The organism is Citrobacter sp. Cf087 (assembly GCF_030334285.1).
GTDB lineage: Bacteria > Pseudomonadota > Gammaproteobacteria > Enterobacterales > Enterobacteriaceae > Citrobacter > Citrobacter freundii.
On sequence record NZ_JAOWED010000032.1, the window covers coordinates 158622 to 177653 of the forward strand.

The following is a 19032-nucleotide window of genomic DNA, read 5'->3' on the forward strand; positions in this document are numbered from 1 at the left end:
ACTCACTACCCTTTACGCGCGTCTATCCACTCCTGCACTTCCACCACAAAGGTGTCCGGCGCTTTGCGGTACATTTTGCGCGCCAAGTCCAGAATCGTATGCTGACCGAGCGCTTCTTCCATCCGCTGCTGGGCCATGTCCATTACCGAACGCACACCACAAATGCCTTCACAGGCCCACTCTGGTGGATGCTCCTCAAATACCGCCAACCGCTGGCGAATTTCACGACATTCAAAGATGCGCTTATCACCATCAATAGCATTCACCACATCCAGCACAGTGATGTGTTCAGCAGGTCTAGCTAACTGGAAACCACCGCCCTTGCCTTCAATGCTGCGCACCAGACCCGCTTTGGACAGACGGGTGAAAATTTTTGCCAGATAGTCATATGGCACACTTTGCAGTTCGGCAATTTCCCGCACGCTCATATCCCTCGCGTCGCCCTTACTATCGACCATACACATCAGGCTATGAATGCCGTACTCAACCCCAGAACTGTAGAATGCCATTCTCTTATCTCAGTCAAAATTAATCTGAGTTTATTGTAGCTTTTTCGTTTCACTCATTCCAGACAGCAAAGTAACCCCTCTTCACAATAAAAATTTAAATACATATTTATCAAATAGATAATAAAAAACCCTCACCCTTTGAAGCAAAAAGGATCTCGATCGCATTGCAATTCTTAACTACGACAAATAAAATCCGAGTAAATAATTCGTAGTCACCAGTGAGAAAACCCCAATGCGTAAACAAATTCTGATCGTGGGCGCCGGCTTTGCCGGTATGTGGGCAGCATTAAGCGCCGCACGACTGGCGGATAAACATCAGCAGGCCATTGATATTACAGTAATTGCGCCACAGCCAGAGCTGCGTGTCCGCCCACGTTTTTATGAAAACGCCGTTCATACGCTGGTCGCACCACTGCAACCGCTGTTTGACGTTACCGGCGTCAACTTCCTGCAAGGTCACGTCGAGCAAATCCTCCCGGACTCTAAAGAGGTGAGCTGGAAAGATGCCAACGGTGACATTCATCTGCGCCGCTACGACCGCCTGGTGCTTGCCAGCGGAAGTCACGTAAAACGCGACGCCGTCACCGGTGCCGCCGAGCACGCGTTTGACCTCGACCAACTTGAGAGCGCCGCCGTACTGGAGCAGCACATTAACGATCTGGCATTACAACCGGAAAGTGAGGCTCGCAATACGGTAGTGGTCTGCGGCGGCGGCTTTACCGGCATTGAAATGGCGCTGGAATTACCAGGTCGTTTGCGCGAAATATTGGGCGCTGATGCTAAGACCAGAGTTGTCGTAGTTGAACGCGGCGCTCAGCCGGGCGGACGCTGGAGCCAGGAATTACGTGACGTGATTATCGAAGCCTCTGCTGAACTGGGTGTCGAGTGGCTGGTCAATGCGGAAGTAGAGTGCGTGGATGCCTCTGGCGTCACGCTGAAAGATGGACAGGTGATTTCTTCCCAGACAGTTATCTGGACCGTCGGCGTTCAGGCTAATAGCCTGACAGCACAGATTAACGCCCCGCGCGATCGCCAGGGCCGTCTGCATGTAAATGCCAATCTGCAGGTTGTGGGTCACGATGATATCTACGCCACTGGCGATGTAGCCTACGCCGCCACCGACGACAAAGGCAATCATGCGCTGATGACCTGCCAGCACGCCATCTTGCTGGGTAAATTTGCCGGTAATAACGCCGCGGCAGACCTGTTAAACATAACACCACTGCCATATCGTCAGGAAAACTACGTCACCTGCCTGGATCTTGGTGCCTGGGGTGCGGTGTATAGCGAAGGATGGGATCAGCAGGTGAAACTGACGCGCGCAGAAGCGAAAAAGCTGAAGGTGTCGATTGTCAGCGAGCTGATTTACCCGCCGAAGGCGGACCGCGCGGTAGCGTTTGAGATTGCCGATCCGCTGGCACCGTTTGTTTAACCCGTGATGCCGGATGCGGCTACCGCCTTATCCGGCCTACTAACGGCACCGAGCTGTAGACCCGATAAGGGCACTATAGCTGACCATCTGGCCTATGCCGTTCCCGCATAAATATCGAACCGATGCCCTTTTGTAACTACCGCGTTCGGCGTTGCCACGTCGGCCAGCGGCGGCGCGTAGTCCGGACGCTTTACCACCACTCGTTTGGTGGCTAACTGACGAGCAGGCTCCAGCAGCCCATCCGCATCCAGATCCGGCCCCACCAGCGACTGAAACACACGCATCTCTTTTTTCACCAGCGCGCTTTTCTGCTTATGCGGGAACATCGGGTCGAGGTACACCACCTGCGGGCGCGGCGTGATATCGGTTAACGCCGTCAGGCTCGACGCGTGAATCAACTGCAAACGCTCCTGCAGCCACGGACCGATTTCCGGGTCGGCATACCCGCGCGCCAGACCATCGTCAAGCAGCGCAGCAACCACCGGGTTTCGTTCCAGCATTCGTACGCGACAGCCTACCGAGGCCAGTACAAACGCATCGCGCCCCAGCCCTGCGGTTGCATCGACCACATCCGGCAGGTAATCGCCTTTAATGCCGACCGCCTTCGCCACCGCTTCACCGCGGCCACCGCCAAATTTGCGCCGATGGGCCATCGCACCGCCCGCGAAATCCACGAAGATACCGCCGAGTTTAGGTTCGTCACGTTTGCGCAGTTCCAGATGTGCTGTCGTCATCACCAGCGCCATCAGGTTATCTTCATCGTGTTCCAGTCCCCAGCGGGCGGCCAGAACAGATAAGGCGCCGTCTCCGGCGCCTGTTTCATCAATTAAGCAGATTTTCAATTCCGCTTTACCCTAAATAATTCGAGTTGCATCAAGACAACAAGTGAAGGAATCCCTGGGAACGTACAAATAGTACGTGACCAGGGTGAGTGAGCGCAGTTGCCGAAGAGGCAGCTTGAAGTATGACGGGTAAATCAGCCTTTAATCCCGTAATGCTCCAGCATCGCATCCAACTGTGGCTCGCGGCCACGGAAGCGTTTGAACAGTTCCATCGGCTCTTCAGAACCGCCACGGGTGAGGATGTTATCGAGGAACGATTGTCCGGTTTGACGGTTGAAAATCCCTTCATCTTCGAAGCGAGAGAAGGCATCCGCCGCCAGCACGTCGGCCCACAGATAGCTGTAGTAACCCGCCGCATAGCCGCCGGCAAAGATGTGGCTGAAGGCGTGCGGGAAGCGGCCCCAGGTTGGACCCAGCACCACGGCGACCTGTTTCTTAATTTCCGCCAGCGTCTCGAGGACTTTCGCCCCCTGCACCGGGTTGTACTGCGCGTGCAGGCGGAAGTCGAACAGGCCGAACTCCAGCTGACGCAGGATAAACAGCGCGGCCTGATAGTTTTTCGCCGCCAGCATTTTATCCAGCAGTTCCTTCGGCAGCGGTTCGCCGGTCTCATAGTGGCCGGAGATAAATGCCAGCGCTTCCGGCTCCCAGCACCAGTTTTCCATAAACTGGCTCGGCAGCTCGACCGCATCCCATGGCACCCCGCTGATGCCGGAAACACCGGCCGTTTCGATGCGGGTCAGCATGTGGTGCAGACCGTGACCAAATTCGTGGAACAGGGTGATTACTTCGTCGTGGGTAAACAGCGCCGGTTTGCCGTTCACCGGACGGTTAAAGTTACAGGTCAGGTAGGCAACCGGTTTTTGCAACGTGCCGTCACTTTTACGCATCTGGCCGACGCAGTCATCCATCCACGCCCCGCCGCGTTTATGTTCACGGGCATACAGGTCGAGGTAGAAGCTGCCGCGCAGCTCGTTGTTTTCGTCGTACAGCTCGAAGAAACGAACTTCCGGGTGCCAAACGTCAACATCGGTGCGCTCTTTGGCAGTGATGCCATAAATACGTTTAACCACTTCAAACAGACCGTTAACGGCTTTGTTCTCCGGGAAATAAGGACGAAGCTGCTCGTCGCTGATACTGTAGAGGTGCTGTTTTTGTTTCTCGCTGTAGTAGGCGATATCCCACGGCTGCAACTCATCAACACCAAATTCCGCTTTCGCGAAGGCGCGCAGTTGAGCCAGCTCTTTCTCCCCCTGCGGACGGGCGCGTTTCGCCAGATCGGTCAGGAAGTCGAGGACCTGCTGCGGGTTTTCCGCCATTTTGGTCGCCAGAGATTTAAAGGCGTAGCTTTCAAAGCCCAGCAGCTGTGCCAGTTCGTGGCGCAGCGCGAGGATCTCTTCCATTATCGGGCTGTTGTCCCATTTGCCCGCATTCGGCCCCTGGTCAGACGCGCGCGTGGAGTAAGCGCGATACATCTCTTCACGCAGCCCCTGGTTGTCACAGTAGGTCATCACCGGCAGGTAGCTTGGGATATCCAGCGTTAACAGATAGCCTTCCTGCTCTTTGGCTTCCGCCTGGGCCTTCGCCGCAGCCAGCGCGCTTTCCGGCATACCAGCCAGCTCGGCTTCATCGGTGACTAACTTCGTCCAGCCCATCGTGGCATCAAGGACGTTATTGCTGTACAAGTTGCCGAGCTCAGACAGACGGGTGGCGATTTCACCATAGCGCTGCTGTTTTTCCTTCGGCAGACCAATACCAGAAAGCTCAAAATCGCGCAGCGCGTTATCGACCGCTTTTTTCTGCGCGGTGTTCAGGGTGGCGTAATGATCGCCATCACGCAGGTCGCGGTACGCTTTGTACAGGCCTTCATGTTGTCCAACCCAGGTGCTGTATTCAGACAGCAGCGGCAGCGTTTGTTCGTAGGCCTCACGCAGTTCCGGGCTGTTTTTCACCGAGTTCAGGTGGCTAACAGGAGAGAAAATACGCCCCAGCACATCGTCAACTTCCGCCAACGGCTGGCAGAGATTTTCCCAGGTGTACGGCGCGCCCTGCGCAACCACACGTTCAACGTTTTCGCGGCAATCGTTCAGCGCCTTAGTGACGGCAGGCACGACATGCTCAGGCTGAATTTTAGAAAACGGCGGCAGTTCGAAGGGAGTCAGCAATGGATTGGTCATTAGCGCGGTCCTGTTGAAAAGAGTGAATGAAGCGCGTATCCGGCGCTGTGCATATTAATTTGTACAATGGGGTTAAGTGTAGAGGATTTCAATGCTAACCGTGACGGAAAGACGCCCGGTGGTGCTGCGCTTACCGGGCCTACGGGTAATCTGTGCCGATCTGCTGTAAACTGTGGCAAATCGTCATTTCAGCGGAATTTCATTACCCATGCTCAGTTATCGCCACAGTTATCACGCAGGCAACCACGCCGACGTCCTGAAACACACCGTCCAGAGCCTGATCATTGAATCGCTCAAAGAGAAAGAAAAACCGTTTCTCTATCTGGACACCCATGCTGGTGCTGGCCGTTATCAGCTGAGCAGTGAGCATGCCGAACGTACCGGTGAATATCTGGAAGGGATCGCCCGTATCTGGCAGCAGGACGATTTGCCTGCCGAACTGGAACCCTACATTGGCGTAGTGCAACACTTCAACCGTAGCGGTCAGTTGCGCTACTACCCGGGCTCTCCGTTAATTGCTCGCCAGCTGCTGCGCGAACAGGATAGCCTGCAATTAACTGAACTGCACCCGAGCGACTTTCCCCTGCTGCGCGGCGAATTCCAGAAAGATGAGCGCGCACGCGTGGCCAAAGCCGATGGTTATCAGCAGCTGAAAGCAAAATTGCCGCCGGTTTCACGTCGTGGGCTGATCCTTATCGATCCACCCTACGAAATCAAAAGCGACTACCAGGCGGTGGTCACCGGTATTAACGAAGGCTACAAGCGTTTCGCGACCGGCACCTATGCGCTGTGGTATCCGGTGGTTCTGCGCCAACAAATCAAGCGCATGATCCACGATCTCGAAGACACCGGCATCCGCAAAATTCTGCAAATTGAACTGGCAGTGCGCCCGGACAGCGATCAGCGCGGTATGACAGCGTCTGGCATGATTGTGATTAACCCGCCGTGGAAGCTGGAGCAGCAGATGAACAACGTTCTGCCGTGGTTGCACAGCAAACTGGTTCCGGCAGGAACCGGTCATACCTCGGTAAGCTGGATCGTGCCGGAGTAATCGCAGCCATCGGTGGAACCTTTTAATATCAGGTATACAATCGCGAATATTTTGGCGGATGGCGTAACGCGTCTCCGCCCTACAATGAACATGAAGGAGCGGTCATGACCAAGCACTATGATTACATCGCTATTGGCGGCGGCAGCGGCGGTATTGCCTCCATTAACCGTGCAGCAATGTACGGCCAGAAATGCGCACTGATTGAAGCCAAAGAGTTAGGCGGCACCTGCGTTAACGTGGGCTGCGTACCAAAGAAAGTGATGTGGCATGCCGCCCAGGTTCGCGAAGCGATCCACATGTACGGGCCGGATTACGGTTTCGACACCACCATCAATAAGTTCGACTGGGATAAACTGATCGCCACGCGTACCGCTTATATCGATCGTATTCATACCTCGTATGACAATGTGCTGGGCAAAAATAATGTCGATGTGATTAAAGGTTTTGCCCGCTTTGTGGATGCCAAAACCATTGAAGTGAACGGTGAAACTATTACTGCCGATCATATTTTGATTGCTACCGGCGGTCGTCCGAGCCATCCGAACATTCCGGGTGTGGAATACGGGATCGACTCCGATGGCTTCTTTGAGCTGCCCGCGCTGCCGAAGCGCGTTGCGGTCGTCGGCGCAGGTTACATCGCCGTTGAGCTGGCAGGCGTGATTAACGGCCTGGGTGCCCAAACGCATCTGTTCGTGCGTAAACACGCGCCGCTACGCAGCTTCGACCCGATGATCGTCGACACGCTGGTTGAGGTGATGAACGCCGAAGGCCCGACTCTGCATACTCACGCGATTCCGAAAGCGGTCGTTAAAAACGCTGACGGCAGCCTGACCCTGCAACTGGAAGATGGTCGTAGCGAAACGGTAGATTGCCTGATTTGGGCAATTGGTCGTGAACCAGCCACCGATAACTTCAACCTGGCAGTTACTGGCGTAAAAACCAACGAAAAAGGCTACATCGTCGTTGATAAATATCAGAACACCAGCGTGCCGGGAATTTATGCCGTCGGCGATAACACCGGTGCCGTTGAGCTGACGCCGGTTGCTGTTGCCGCGGGCCGTCGCCTGTCTGAGCGTCTGTTTAACAACAAACCGGACGAACATCTGGACTACAGCAATATCCCGACCGTGGTCTTCAGCCATCCGCCAATTGGCACCGTCGGCCTGACCGAGCAGCAGGCTCGCGAACAGCACGGCGATGACCAGGTAAAAGTGTATAAATCATCGTTTACCGCGATGTATACCGCTGTCACTTCACATCGTCAGCCGTGCCGCATGAAGCTGGTTTGCGTCGGTCCGGAAGAGAAGATTGTCGGTATTCACGGTATTGGTTTTGGAATGGATGAAATGCTGCAAGGCTTCGCGGTCGCACTGAAAATGGGCGCAACCAAGAAAGACTTTGATAACACCGTTGCGATTCACCCAACGGCAGCAGAAGAGTTCGTTACCATGCGTTAATCGCACTTCATGAGTGTTAAAGGGCAAAGAGGGGTTAGCTCTTTGCCCTTAGTTACGTTTCCGCTATCAGTTCAAAAGTTGCAGCAGATAGCGGATCAGCTCCAGCAACGCGATTAACGCTCCCAGAACGATGATTGCTTTATCAATCACCCGTTTTCTCCATCAGATGGAGTGAGAATGCACCCGCTTACTCATCCATTGCCTGTCACGGGGCATGCTCCATTGTTAGATGATAACTATCTCACCCCGGCCAGAGCATCGGCCAACGGCACCACCCGTTTCGCCGATCAGGACTTAGAAAGCGTTTAGCGCGCGTCCGGAAGGGATAAGTTACAGAGCTAACTGGATAAGTATACAGTTCTTTTAATCGTAACTGCCAGCGCATTCTTGCAATAGTACCGTTAAGGTAATAGGATTGAAGCGTTAGATGATAACTATCTCACTTCGGCCAGAGCCACCAACTCGGGCTGAAGCGTAAAAAAACCGACGTGAAGTCGGTTTTTTTACGTCCGAATCAGGACCAGGGCAAAGTCTATTTACCCTGCATATATGGCGTATACACGCCGTTTAAGCTTTCGAGGAACGCCACGATATCGTCGATATCTTCCTGCGGCAGTTCTTTACCCACCTGATAACGCAGCATCAGTTTTACCGCACCGTCGAGCGTAGGCACATCACCTCGATGGAAATAAGGCGCGGTCAGCGCAACGTTACGCAAGCCAGGGACTTTTTGACGCAGCTTGTCACGTAGTTCATTAGTGACGTTCATGCGGCCAATATCTGCGGCAGTGACCTCGCCGAAATTAAAGTCCTTTTTCAAACCCAATGGCTCAAATGAACGCCCGCCTAAAATAATACCGCCATGACAGGTCGCGCACTTATTATCTTTAAACAACTGATAGCCATGTTTCTGCTGGGCAGTTAACGCCGCTTCATCGCCGCGTAGCCATTTATCAAACGGCGAATTTGGCGTAATTAGCGTTTTCTCAAACTCAGCAATCGCATCGGTAATATTATCTCCGCTGAATCCCTGCGGATAAACCGCGATAAACTCTTGTTTGAGTTGCGGATCCTTATCCAGTTTCTGGATAATTTCATCCCAGGATTTAGACGCCATCTCGATAGGGTTCAACGGCGGGCCGCCTGCCTGCGCCTGCAATGTTGGTGCTCGACCATCCCAGAATTGTTCCACGTTGAAGACAGAGTTAAATACCGTCGGCGCGTTGATAGGACCAACCGCGCCGCCTACGCCGATTGACGTTTTGCGACCATCTACGCCGCCCGCATTCAGGGCATGGCAGTGCGCGCAAGAAATCGTGCTGTCACCGGAAATACGCGGGTCGTGGTAAAGCGTAAAGCCCAGCGCCACTTTGCGGGCATCGGTCGGAATGCTTTCCGGTATCGGCTGCACAGGCTCGTTACGATGCTGCGCGGCGGTATCGTTACTGGCGTAATACTGCTCGCGCTGTTTCGCAATCCAGCCCAGGATCTCTGCTCGCTCCGTATCGCTTACCTTGCCAGCCCAGTGCAGTGCGGTATAACGCGTCGGCGGCATGGTGTCGTACTGCATCACCCATTCAATTTTATTCAGGTCGCTTTGCGAAACGGGTTTATCTGCGACCAGCGCCGCACGAACGGCCTCAAGATTGAATGATTTGTATCCCAGTTGAATATCGTAATTCATCAACTGCTTAGCGACAGGAAAAGAAGAATAGAAAGGTAATTCAGCTGAAGGCGTGTGACAATAATCGCATCCTTTTTCGCGTAAAAAACCTAATACTTTATTATTTTCTTCCAGCGTAGAGGCCTGAACATCTGCCTGTTTACTACGTTGATTATCGTGATACCACACATAACCGGATAATCCAAAATAACAAATCACGACGCCAGCTATGGCTATCGCGGTAAGACGGGTAATGATTTTCATTATTTTACCCTCACCGTTGTGAGTTATTGTGACCCAGAAAAATTAGAATAATGAGTGCATAGTCTTTATCAGACTTAACCATCATAGAAAGTAAGGGATTTATTATTTTGATAAGTATCAAGCAATTACATGGGGGATAACTATCGATAGAATAGCCTGTGCCTATTACGGAGATAAGCCGTTATGGTTTTCCGTTCACACCTCGTTGCAATCGAATGTTCTGAAAATGAAATATCTTCAGGTCACGGAGAATTTTGAATTCTTCATTATATTCATTGGGATAGTCTTATTTTCTAAATAATATGCAGCACTAAAACGTGATCAATCGCACGCTTTACTCACCAGACACCGAAGCGAATGTCTACGCTTAACTGACGACCGGGCAATAGCCTTAATCTTTCAACGTCCATCGGAGGCCTTTCTCATTATGCTCAACCAGAAACTACCCCACGCCCCTTCAGAAGAAATGACGATCGATATCGATCTGCTTTATGAAATGGATCCGTGCGAGTTAAAGCTGGATGAAATGATTGAGGCAGAGCCTGAGCCGGAGATGATTGAAGGGCTGCCCGCCTCAGATGCGTTAACCCCGGCCGATCGTTACCTTGAGCTGTTCGAACACGTCCAGTCGTCGAAACTGTTTGCCGATAGCAAAACCTTCCCCGACTGTGCGCCCAAAATGGATCCGCTGGATATTTTGATCCGTTATCGCAAGGTCAAACGCCACCGCGACTTTGATCTGCGACGTTTCGTCGAGAACCATTTCTGGCTACCGGAAACGCCCTCCAGTGAATATGTGTCCGATCCGGCAAGCTCGCTGAAAGAGCATATCGATCAACTGTGGCCTGTGCTGACGCGCGAGCCGCAGGATCACATTCCCTGGTCCTCGCTGCTGGCGTTACCGCAGTCATATATTGTGCCCGGTGGACGTTTTAGCGAAACCTACTACTGGGATTCCTACTTTACCATGCTGGGTCTGGCAGAGAGCGGCCGCGAAGATCTGCTGAAGTGTATGGCGGATAACTTTGCCTGGATGATTGAAAACTATGGTCACATCCCCAACGGTAACCGTACCTACTACCTGAGCCGTTCGCAGCCACCGGTTTTTGCGCTGATGGTGGAACTGTTTGAAGAAGATGGCGTGCGCGGCGCGCGTCGCTACCTTGAACATCTAAAAATGGAATACGCATTCTGGATGGATGGCGCCGATTCCCTGGTGCTCAACCAGGCCTACCGTCACGTGATCAGAATGTCGGACGGCTCTCTGCTCAACCGCTATTGGGACGATCGTGATACCCCGCGTGATGAATCATGGCTTGAAGACGTTGAGACCGCCAAGCATTCGGGTCGTCCACCCAATGAGGTGTATCGGGATTTGCGCGCGGGCGCGGCCTCCGGCTGGGATTATTCCTCGCGCTGGCTACGCGATGCAGGCCGCCTTGCCAGCATACGCACCACGCAGTTCATCCCGATTGATCTGAACGCCTTCCTCTACAAGCTGGAAAGCACTATCGCCAATATTTCCGCGCTGAAAGGCGACAAAGAAACGGAAGCGCAGTTTCGCCAGAAAGCCAGTGACCGTCGCGATGCGGTAAACCGCTATCTGTGGGACGATGAAAACGGCTGCTATCGCGATTACGACTGGCGGCGCGAACAAATGGCCCTGTTCTCTGCCGCCAGTATTGTGCCGCTGTATGTCGGTATGGCAACACATGAACAAGCCGACCGGCTTGCTAACGCGGTTCGCAGTCGCCTGCTCACGCCCGGTGGGATTTTAGCAACCGAGCATGAAACGGGTGAACAGTGGGATAAACCCAACGGCTGGGCGCCGCTGCAGTGGATGGCGATCCAGGGCTTCAAACTGTACGGTGATGACCACCTCGGGGATGAAATCGCCCGTAACTGGTTGAAAACGGTGAATCTCTTTTATCAGGAGCACCACAAACTGATCGAAAAATACCATATAGCCGACGCAGCGCCGCGCGAAGGCGGCGGCGGGGAATATCCGTTGCAGGACGGCTTTGGCTGGACCAATGGCGTGGTGCGCCGACTCATCGGTTTGTATGGCGAACCCTAGCGGCTGACGGTCTGAGTCATCAGGATGTCAGTTAATCGCATCGTATAACTCGGCATGAATTCTCTGCCATTTCTTGTTCTCAGGGCTGGGCTGGGCGCGAACACGCAGCTCGGCCTGCTCAAGATCATATTGCTGACGCGCAACGACCGCAGGCACGGAACAAAAACTTTGCAGATAACTTTTATGCAGCGATGTGAGTGACGCCCCATTTGACATTGCATGGCTGAGCGTAGTCATAAACTGTCGGCATGGTTTGCTTTCATCCATCTGCGAAGGGTAACGCAGCAGCAGTCTCAACACCTCGGTATTGCCCGCTGAGAACGCCTGCTCCGTCCACGCCAGCTTCCAGTCCATCCCACCCTGCAGGAACAGTGACGTCACGCGGGTGTCATTGCGATCAATAGCCGCCCGCATGTTAAAGGCATCCCAGGTGATACCCATTCGGGTCACCGCCTCCCGCGCGCTGGGGGCATCACGCCGTGGTTCCTCCTGCACAATTTCAACGGATTGTCCGGATGACGCCTGTGGCGCTGGCGAAGTGAATAACCAGAACGCACCCAGCGAAATCGCCAGCACCATCACGCCGACTGCTACCCACAACATGCCGGAAATCAGCTGTTCACGTTCTTCCGCCGAACGTTTGGCTCGCTTCTCCGGCGGATCAATACTGTCTGCGATTTCATGCTTATCGCCTCCCGCTTGCTCGTCTTTTTGCTTTGCCGTTTCCCAAAACTGGCGGACCATGGACTCATCAGATTCCAGATACGACGCAGGATTAATGCGCGTACGTCGTTCTTCAAACGCCCGTTGCACAGGATGAGTTATCTGCCGGTACTGGTAGTCCAGCAACAGCAATTGTACTGAGGTTAGCGGTTGTTGCGCGATAACACAGTTACGAGCCAGGCGGCAATCATCCAAAAACATGCGTAGCGTGATGCGCGGCTCAACAAACGACATCAGCACCGAGGTATCGTTAAAAATCTGCGTAAAGTGGCGAACAAATAATTTCTTATCGACGACCATCAGTGCCAGCTCGCTAAACATCATACCGTCCAGCGCATCTCGTCCTTCGCCCAACTTTAGCCAGCGACGCAGACGTTCACCGCCAAAGTGCTGTTTCAGAAAGCTGTTGAGAGGATGTTGATCCGGCCATACCCGCGCAATCAGGGATTTGAGGGTTAATTCTATTGCGCGAAGTTGACGCTGCGCCCGCATCTGAGCATCCGGCTCTACAGGTGCAATTTCGGTTTGATACTTCAGGATGGGCTGTTGCTGGCGCAATTGTTCCAGAGAGGCCACAAAGCGCAGCGCTGAAATCAGCTGGTTTTCACTGACGTCCTGGCCATTTTCATATTGGGGTACACTCTGTTGAAGATGGCGTAGCCGCAGAGTGAACTGGCTCAATTGCGCATCATTCATCTGCAACCGTCTGGCGACAGCCCCCCAACCGCCCAGATTCAGTCGTGCCTGATCCAGTTGTTCGAGAAACCACCGAGGGTCTTTGCCTTCTGTGACATGTACGCCTAACAGCAGTAATATTTCTATCGACGCCTGACGGATAATCCCCAGACAATGTTCAAAGGGTGTACATGTCGCTTGTAACGCGCTATTGGTCATCATCTTCCCTAAAAGGACCCAAAACGTGCGGCCTCATCATGGTATGTAATTATCTTTTTTAAACGCAACGTTGTGCCGATGTAGACTAAAACACATTCATATAGCAAATAAATAAGTTTTACAGTGACTTCCGCACAATCATTGAAAATTATTCTGGAGATAAGCCTGTGCCTGTATTGCAAACATCACGTCTGCTCTGCCGCCCACTGACAGAAAATGACTGGACGTTCTTCTTAACGCTACAGCAGAATCCAGATGTGATGCGCTTTGTCGCTGACACGCGTACTGAAGAGGAGATACGGACAGCCTTCAACTCCCGCCTGCCTGAATGGTCTCCCGGCAGCCCGCACTGGCTATGTCTGGTCCTGTGCGATAAGGCATCGGGAGCACCGCTTGGAGTGACTGGATATATTCATGAAAACAATGAATGTGCCGAGGTCGGTTTTCTGCTCGCCCCTGAAGCGCAGGGGAAAGGTTATGGTACTGAATCTCTGCATGCAGTTTGCGATTTTGCATTTACCACCGGAGGGCTACGCCGGCTTACGGCTTGCGTCACCGCAGGAAACGAAGCCTCACGGCGTCTGTTGGAAAAGGTCGGGTTCATTCACGAAGGCACGCTGCGGGAAAGCTACTGGCTGCATCAAACCTGGAATGATGACTGGATTTTCGGCCTGTTAAAACACGACTATCAGCCACCCGCAGAATAAGACGTTTTGCTGAAAAAACTGGCTGTATGACAACTGGCGTAACGGAGGCGGTTTCTTAAAATAGGTCTCTTTGTACAGAGATGAATATGCCACTCCATTCAACGTATTTCACGCCCGCCTGTGTTGCATTTATTAAACAATGGCAAGGCCTGTCACTGGAAAAGTATCAGGACAAAAATGGTGTCTGGGTGATTGGCTACGGGCACGAAATCACATCCGATGAAAGCTTTCCTGCGCCTGTTTCGGTAACGCAGGCAGAAACACTACTGCTCGCGGATCTGGAAATCTGCGAGGAATTCATACACCAGAAAATGCCGCAAATAAAAGAAAGGTTTCAACAGGAAGCGTTAATTGCGTGGATGCTCAGCGTGGGGATAAGCCGGTTTTGTGCTGCAGAATTCTGCTCGGGGGTTATTTCACAGCCAGAATCGTTCTGACTGTGAAATATTCGCCCGTTAAATTGCGTCGTTTAACATCATTGCCGCCTGCGTACGGTTTTTTACCTCGAGGCGCTGATACAGCGATTCAAGATGGGCTTTGACCGTTCCGGTGCTGATATTTAACAATCGACCAATTTGTTTATTTGATTCTCCGGCGGCAAGCATAGTCAGAATCTCTCGCTGACGCGCACTAAGCGATCTGATATTTTGCCCGCTGCTCTCGGGGGTTATCATACAATCTCTGGGGATAAATACCATTCCCATCGCAATGCTATTGAGAGCCAGCGTGAAGGTTTCCGCGTCAGAGTCGCGTGGAACAATGGCCAGCACATTCAATTGCGTAACCTCCTGCAGCCATTTTTTACGGCAGTCCGTTGCTGTTACCAGCACTTTTACTGTCGAAAAGCGTTGCGCTATCTGCTGTAGCAAGTTACGGCAGAACTCGGCGTCCTGGTCGCCATCCAGCATTATCAGTGCATCAGGGGTGTCTTCCAGTTTCTGCCAAAGGTCATCTGCCTGACTGACACCCTGAACATCCACTCCTGGAATACGCTCTTGTAAACTTACATTCATTCCATGAATAAATATCGACTGCCTGTCAAACATTATTACCTGCATTACTTATCTCCGTCTGAATAAGATACTAGCCTTAACACGCGGAAGGGTATTACCCGAGGGGTAAAATAAGAAGTCACCATTTGGCGGGGGCCATTTTACCGATAGACGGAGAAGAAAGAAGAAGAAATCGAAAATAGTTAAAGCTAAAACCCAATAATCACACAAATGGACAAAAACGGCGCTAAATATTAAGGAAATCCTTAATATCCAATGTTCAAAATCAGCTTATTAATATTAATTTTTTGGAGTCTATATTTTCTAATAAAAATAAGGAACTCACACTAACAGACAAATATGTTACAAAATAAAATGTCGCATCAATTGATCATCACCTGTGGTTTCCCCAGGCAGTATTGCTGTATCAATCGACACTAAAGGTTGCAGGCGATTGCATCACTCCGATCAGATCTTCAAGTGGAACGGGTCTGCATAAATAATACCCTTGTAAAAAATCACAGCGTTTCATGCGCAGATAATCGGCCTGAGCCTGAGTCTCAACGCCCTCGGCAATCATTCGCAGACCCATCTTCTGCGCCAGCTCAATAAGCGTATCGACAATGCGGGTATCGCCCCCCTCACCAATCTGGCTGACAAACAGTTTATCTATCTTAATAAACTCCGGTTCCAGCGCGTGGAGGTAACACAGATTCGAGTATCCCGTCCCGAAATCATCTAACGCTACGGCGATATTGGATTTTCTCAACGCGGCAAACCACTCGCTTAGCTGAGGGGTAAAGTGCAGAGGGCGTCTTTCGGTAATTTCGATAACCAGTTGAACCTGAACCGGGGCAAGCTTTTGCATGAGCGCCACGACGTCCGACTCAAAGCGCGGATCGAGGCAGTTTTCGGGGCTCAGATTTAGGTTAAGGTAAAGTCCATTTGGGAAAAGGGGGAGCCGCGACTGCAGGTCGGCAATGACTTGCTGAATAAGTTGATGCGTCAGCGAGGCGATAAGACCATGCTCTTCCGCAAGGGGAATAAATATATCAGGGGGAATAGCGCCATACTGGGGATGCGTCCACCTGGCGAGTACCTCAATACCTGCAATTTCACCCGTCTGGCTGTTAAAAATGGGTTGATACACCGGTTGGAACTGCCGTTGAATAATGGCTGCATTCAACGTTTTTACCGGTGCACAGGTGAGGAAACGGGCCAGTAATTCGCTGGCGTCAGAGAATAATATCGGGAGTTGCCTGGTTGTGGTAATCATCACGAGCCTCAAGCGTGCGGCGGCCTATTGAGGGCAACCGCACAGCAATCATCAGAACCTGACCCAATCGCCCTGGCCGTTATTGGTATCTATCGAACAATAACGCTATTTAGCGAAAATACATTGAAAATAAAAAGTAAAGATAACGATAAAAAAAGCCCCTCGCACTGCATGCTCAGGGCAAATACCTGGGTTGACATCACTCACTCAGGTTATCTATTTTCTCCCTTTTTTTGACAGCATGAGTTGGGAGTTCGCTCACTTTGTAATAAACGGGAATGACATCAGGATAATTGATGACATAACCCTGACCTCTTATATTAAGGATAAAATCCCTGGGTAACCCCAGCAGGCCAAGTTTATTATTAAGATTGTGCAGGACTTGCCATAATCTTTGCGCAGAGGGGCTCAGATTATGCGCTTCCCAGATTTTCTCAAATAATTCTTCTTTCGGTACCGGCTGGCTCCTGGCATTTATTAATAAATACAGGAAAAGCCTGAGCATTGTTTCATTAAAGTAAATTGACGCAAAAACGATGTTTTTCTCGGTATGGCTACCAGTAAGCCGATACAGTCGGCGATTAGAAATGTCAAAATGAATTTCAGCACCAATCATAAATCCATATAGACGATAGCCCATATCTTATACCCACGTTAAATGAAGACGAACATGCACCTCTACATATAAGCGTTGAGATAATCCATACCGTTTGTATGGTGGATTATATGACTGCTATAAATGCTTTCCAATCTTCATCCCAATCTACTATGAGGAAGCGGTCGTTTAGTATTCGTTTATGGTAGATTTGAGGTTATAAATGAAATTCACGATTTATTATTCTTCCTATGCGAAATTTTTAGCACATAGGCCATGTTTTCACATACGCGATCGAACGCTCAATTTTTAATGTCGAATTTTTAACATTTTAAAGAATTAAATTCTGAATCCGTGGGGGATGCGGAAGTGATCATGGTTTCTTCTGAGACAAATCCGCTGTCGAAGAAAAATGAGTTATCAGAAAGTTTATCCCGGATTTCTTTCGGCACCGCGATCGCTGAATTAGATTGCAGATAATACCGGTAAACGCCACTAGCTATATTTTTACCTGGAGTGGCGCACCGGTTTTCTATTGCTCAAAAGCTGAATAAGATACGAGCGATTTACAGGAACATTCCGCCCGATACTTCGATACGCTGCGCTGTCATCCAGGCCAGCTCATCGCTGAGCAACGCGGCAATCGCGTCGCCAATATCATCCGGCAAGCCCGCGCGTCCCAGCGCCGTTTGCGATGCCACATATGCATTCAGCTCTTTATTATCCCGCAGTCGACCGCCGCCAAAATCGGTTTCAATCGCCCCAGGCGCGATGATATTTACTGAAATACCCCGCTCTCCCAGTTCTTTCGCCTGATAACGCGTCAGTACTTCCATCGCCCCTTTCATTGAGGCATAGGCGGCATACCCTGGCAGTGCAAAACGCGCCAGTCCCGATGAAACATTCAGGATCCTGCCGCCATTCTGGATCAACGGCAACAGACGTTGGGTCAGGAAGAAGGGGCCCTTAAAGTGAATGTTCACTAATTGATCAAACATCGCTTCGGAGGTATCGGCAAAAGCGCCATACAGACCAATTCCGGCATTGTTCACTAAATAATCAAACGCCTCACGATTCCATATGCTTTTCAGCTGCGCTTGCACCTCATGGGTAAAGGACTCAAAGCCAGCCACATCGCTGACATTCAGTTGTATTGCCGCAGCTTTTCTGCCTTTTTGCTCAATTTCAGCAACCACATCCAGCGCCGCCTGCTGCTGGCTGTTGTAGGTAAAGATAATGTCCGTTCCTCTGTCAGCCAGCTTAAGTGCGGCGTTTTTACCGAGCCCACGACTACCACCAGTCACTAATGCGATACGTTGCGTCATAAGAAACCTCATTTCCGACGTTGTGATGATTGAGATAAAGCTTATTAGGTGATAGAAAAACAATAAATGTCGTCTGTTGCGCATTACTGTTTCATTTGGAACAACAATAGGGCATAAGAATGGATAAAATTCACGCAATGCAGTTGTTCATCCGCGTCGCAGAACTGGAGAGCTTTTCGCGTGCGGCAGACACCCTTGGTCTTCCTAAAGGTAGCGTATCTCGCCAAATCCAGGCCCTGGAAAATCATCTGGGCACGCAGTTGTTGCACCGCACTACCCGCCGCGTTCAGCTCACACAAGACGGTATGATCTATTACGAACGCGCAAAAGATTTGTTGAGCAATCTGGATGAGCTGGATGGACTATTTCATCACGATCCGTCCAGCATCAGCGGCAAGCTGCGCGTCGATATGCCGGTTGGCGTGGCGAGAAATCTGGTGATGCCCCGCTTACCCACTTTCTTGCATCAGTATCCCGGCCTTGAGCTCGAACTCAGCAGCAGCGACCGCCTGGTGGATCTGGTCCGCGAAGGTTTCGACTGTGTGGTACGCGTAGGCACGCTGAAAGATTCAGGGCTGATTGCGCGCCCACTGGGGAAACTCACGCAGATTAACTGCGCCAGCCCGCAGTACCTCGCCCGCTTTGGTTATCCGGAAAGCCTGGAGGATTTAGCTTCACATGCAGTGGTGCACTACTCGGTCAATTTGGGAACGCGTGCGCAAGGCTTCGAAGTGGCGACAGAAAACGGCACGCAATGGGTTAAAACCGGCGGCATGCTAACGGTAAACAGTACCGAAACCTATCACGCGGCATGCCTTGCCGGTCTGGGCATTATTCAGGTACCGCGCGTTGGCGTGCGTGATGCCCTGCGCGCCGGTACGCTGGTCGAAGTGTTGCCGCAATATCGCGCCGAGCCAATGCCGGTCTCTTTGCTTTATCCGCATCGACGCAACCTCTCTCGCCGGGTACATCTGTTTATGGAATGGCTGACTGGCGTGATGAAAGACTATGTGGACTGACAAGCTATACTGTCCTGAGAATGAACAGA

The 19032-nt window shown here is 51.6% G+C and carries 18 protein-coding genes; 8 read left to right on the plus strand and 10 right to left on the minus strand.

All coding sequences use genetic code 11. The annotated features are described in order from the left end of the window. Positions 1-5 precede the first annotated feature (5 nt). The gene (locus tag OGV57_RS22340) at positions 6-509 is read right to left on the minus strand and encodes an RrF2 family transcriptional regulator (protein WP_032937230.1); all 504 of its coding nucleotides are present in this window, start codon (positions 507-509) and stop codon (positions 6-8) included. 232 nt (positions 510-741) lie between these two features. On the opposite strand from OGV57_RS22340, the gene OGV57_RS22345 reads away from it, so the two are divergent. Beyond that, positions 742-1941 carry an NAD(P)/FAD-dependent oxidoreductase gene (locus tag OGV57_RS22345; protein WP_054528868.1) on the plus strand — a complete coding sequence of 400 codons (1200 nt, stop codon included), beginning with the start codon at positions 742-744 and terminating at the stop codon, positions 1939-1941. Between the two features lie 92 nt (positions 1942-2033). Here OGV57_RS22345 and rsmJ read toward each other — a convergent pair whose 3' ends face one another. After that, positions 2034-2783: a 16S rRNA (guanine(1516)-N(2))-methyltransferase RsmJ gene (rsmJ, locus tag OGV57_RS22350; protein WP_003846155.1), complete on the minus strand. Its 750-nt coding sequence runs from the start codon at positions 2781-2783 to the stop codon at positions 2034-2036. A 134-nt stretch (positions 2784-2917) separates the two neighbouring features. Then, positions 2918-4960 (minus strand): oligopeptidase A, encoded by a 2043-nt coding sequence (gene prlC / locus OGV57_RS22355; protein WP_286531737.1) that lies wholly within the window; start codon positions 4958-4960, stop codon positions 2918-2920. Between the two features lie 208 nt (positions 4961-5168). Here prlC and OGV57_RS22360 point away from each other — a divergent pair, with 208 nt between their 5' ends. Both OGV57_RS22360 and gorA read left to right on the plus strand, forming a co-directional pair. Next, positions 5169-6011: a 23S rRNA (adenine(2030)-N(6))-methyltransferase RlmJ gene (locus OGV57_RS22360; protein WP_003023347.1), complete on the plus strand. Its 843-nt coding sequence runs from the start codon at positions 5169-5171 to the stop codon at positions 6009-6011. 104 nt (positions 6012-6115) lie between these two features. Continuing rightward, positions 6116-7468, plus strand: a complete 1353-nt coding sequence (gene gorA / locus OGV57_RS22365) for a glutathione-disulfide reductase (RefSeq protein WP_003837777.1) — start codon at positions 6116-6118, stop codon at positions 7466-7468. Between the two features lie 66 nt (positions 7469-7534). Here gorA and dinQ read toward each other — a convergent pair whose 3' ends face one another. Next, positions 7535-7618 (minus strand): damage-inducible type I toxin DinQ, encoded by an 84-nt coding sequence (gene dinQ, locus OGV57_RS22370; RefSeq protein ID WP_003837776.1) that lies wholly within the window; start codon positions 7616-7618, stop codon positions 7535-7537. 27 nt (positions 7619-7645) lie between these two features. Here dinQ and OGV57_RS22375 point away from each other — a divergent pair, with 27 nt between their 5' ends. Continuing rightward, positions 7646-7777 (plus strand): hypothetical protein, encoded by a 132-nt coding sequence (locus OGV57_RS22375; RefSeq protein ID WP_005122496.1) that lies wholly within the window; start codon positions 7646-7648, stop codon positions 7775-7777. Between the two features lie 223 nt (positions 7778-8000). On the opposite strand, the gene OGV57_RS22380 is transcribed toward OGV57_RS22375, so the two are convergent. Continuing rightward, positions 8001-9395, minus strand: a complete 1395-nt coding sequence (locus OGV57_RS22380) for a cytochrome-c peroxidase (protein WP_003837773.1) — start codon at positions 9393-9395, stop codon at positions 8001-8003. 427 nt (positions 9396-9822) lie between these two features. On the opposite strand from OGV57_RS22380, the gene OGV57_RS22385 reads away from it, so the two are divergent. Beyond that, on the plus strand, positions 9823-11472 hold the full coding sequence (locus tag OGV57_RS22385; protein ID WP_003846147.1) for an alpha,alpha-trehalase: 1650 nt from the start codon (positions 9823-9825) through the stop codon (positions 11470-11472). Positions 11473-11499: 27 nt separating this feature from the next. On the opposite strand, the gene OGV57_RS22390 is transcribed toward OGV57_RS22385, so the two are convergent. Continuing rightward, a complete protein-coding gene (locus OGV57_RS22390) occupies positions 11500-13089 on the minus strand; it encodes an STY4199 family HEPN domain-containing protein (protein ID WP_054528870.1) in 1590 nt (529 codons plus the stop codon). Between the two features lie 167 nt (positions 13090-13256). On the opposite strand from OGV57_RS22390, the gene OGV57_RS22395 reads away from it, so the two are divergent. Further along, the gene (locus OGV57_RS22395; protein WP_032937225.1) at positions 13257-13796 is read left to right on the plus strand and encodes a GNAT family N-acetyltransferase; all 540 of its coding nucleotides are present in this window, start codon (positions 13257-13259) and stop codon (positions 13794-13796) included. An 86-nt stretch (positions 13797-13882) separates the two neighbouring features. Continuing rightward, positions 13883-14233, plus strand: coding sequence for a glycoside hydrolase family protein (locus tag OGV57_RS22400; RefSeq protein WP_003837768.1), 351 nt, complete (start codon positions 13883-13885; stop codon positions 14231-14233). An 18-nt stretch (positions 14234-14251) separates the two neighbouring features. Here the strand turns inward: OGV57_RS22400 and OGV57_RS22405 are convergent, their stop codons facing one another. The 4 genes from OGV57_RS22405 to OGV57_RS22420 all read right to left on the minus strand — a co-directional run bounded on the left by OGV57_RS22405 (position 14252) and on the right by OGV57_RS22420 (position 17984). Further along, positions 14252-14854, minus strand: a complete 603-nt coding sequence (locus OGV57_RS22405) for a response regulator transcription factor (RefSeq protein ID WP_032937223.1) — start codon at positions 14852-14854, stop codon at positions 14252-14254. A 361-nt stretch (positions 14855-15215) separates the two neighbouring features. Continuing rightward, positions 15216-16064, minus strand: a complete 849-nt coding sequence (locus tag OGV57_RS22410) for an EAL domain-containing protein (protein ID WP_044713953.1) — start codon at positions 16062-16064, stop codon at positions 15216-15218. A gap of 199 nt (positions 16065-16263) precedes the next feature. Next, positions 16264-16704, minus strand: coding sequence for a winged helix-turn-helix domain-containing protein (locus OGV57_RS22415; protein ID WP_032937221.1), 441 nt, complete (start codon positions 16702-16704; stop codon positions 16264-16266). A gap of 521 nt (positions 16705-17225) precedes the next feature. Continuing rightward, a complete protein-coding gene (locus OGV57_RS22420) occupies positions 17226-17984 on the minus strand; it encodes an SDR family NAD(P)-dependent oxidoreductase (RefSeq protein WP_054528871.1) in 759 nt (252 codons plus the stop codon). Positions 17985-18103: 119 nt separating this feature from the next. On the opposite strand from OGV57_RS22420, the gene OGV57_RS22425 reads away from it, so the two are divergent. Then, complete coding sequence (locus OGV57_RS22425) at positions 18104-19003, plus strand: LysR family transcriptional regulator (RefSeq protein ID WP_003837759.1); 900 nt, start codon at positions 18104-18106, stop codon at positions 19001-19003. The last annotated feature ends 29 nt before the right edge of the window (positions 19004-19032 follow it).

Bases quoted from the DNA above. Each gene is read 5' to 3' on its own strand.
- OGV57_RS22405 (WP_032937223.1), bottom strand. From the start codon at position 14,854: ATGCAGGTAATAATGTTTGACAGGCAGTCGATATTTATTCATGGAATG.
- prlC (WP_286531737.1), bottom strand. From the start codon at position 4,960: ATGACCAATCCATTGCTGACTCCCTTCGAACTGCCGCCGTTTTCTAAA.
- OGV57_RS22390 (WP_054528870.1), bottom strand. From the start codon at position 13,089: ATGACCAATAGCGCGTTACAAGCGACATGTACACCCTTTGAACATTGT.
- OGV57_RS22360 (WP_003023347.1), top strand. From the start codon at position 5,169: ATGCTCAGTTATCGCCACAGTTATCACGCAGGCAACCACGCCGACGTC.
- OGV57_RS22400 (WP_003837768.1), top strand. From the start codon at position 13,883: ATGCCACTCCATTCAACGTATTTCACGCCCGCCTGTGTTGCATTTATT.
- OGV57_RS22385 (WP_003846147.1), top strand. From the start codon at position 9,823: ATGCTCAACCAGAAACTACCCCACGCCCCTTCAGAAGAAATGACGATC.
- OGV57_RS22425 (WP_003837759.1), top strand. From the start codon at position 18,104: ATGGATAAAATTCACGCAATGCAGTTGTTCATCCGCGTCGCAGAACTG.
- OGV57_RS22380 (WP_003837773.1), bottom strand. From the start codon at position 9,395: ATGAAAATCATTACCCGTCTTACCGCGATAGCCATAGCTGGCGTCGTG.
- gorA (WP_003837777.1), top strand. From the start codon at position 6,116: ATGACCAAGCACTATGATTACATCGCTATTGGCGGCGGCAGCGGCGGT.
- OGV57_RS22420 (WP_054528871.1), bottom strand. From the start codon at position 17,984: ATGACGCAACGTATCGCATTAGTGACTGGTGGTAGTCGTGGGCTCGGT.
- OGV57_RS22340 (WP_032937230.1), bottom strand. From the start codon at position 509: ATGGCATTCTACAGTTCTGGGGTTGAGTACGGCATTCATAGCCTGATG.
- OGV57_RS22410 (WP_044713953.1), bottom strand. From the start codon at position 16,064: ATGATTACCACAACCAGGCAACTCCCGATATTATTCTCTGACGCCAGC.
- OGV57_RS22345 (WP_054528868.1), top strand. From the start codon at position 742: ATGCGTAAACAAATTCTGATCGTGGGCGCCGGCTTTGCCGGTATGTGG.
- OGV57_RS22415 (WP_032937221.1), bottom strand. From the start codon at position 16,704: ATGGGCTATCGTCTATATGGATTTATGATTGGTGCTGAAATTCATTTT.
- OGV57_RS22375 (WP_005122496.1), top strand. From the start codon at position 7,646: ATGCACCCGCTTACTCATCCATTGCCTGTCACGGGGCATGCTCCATTG.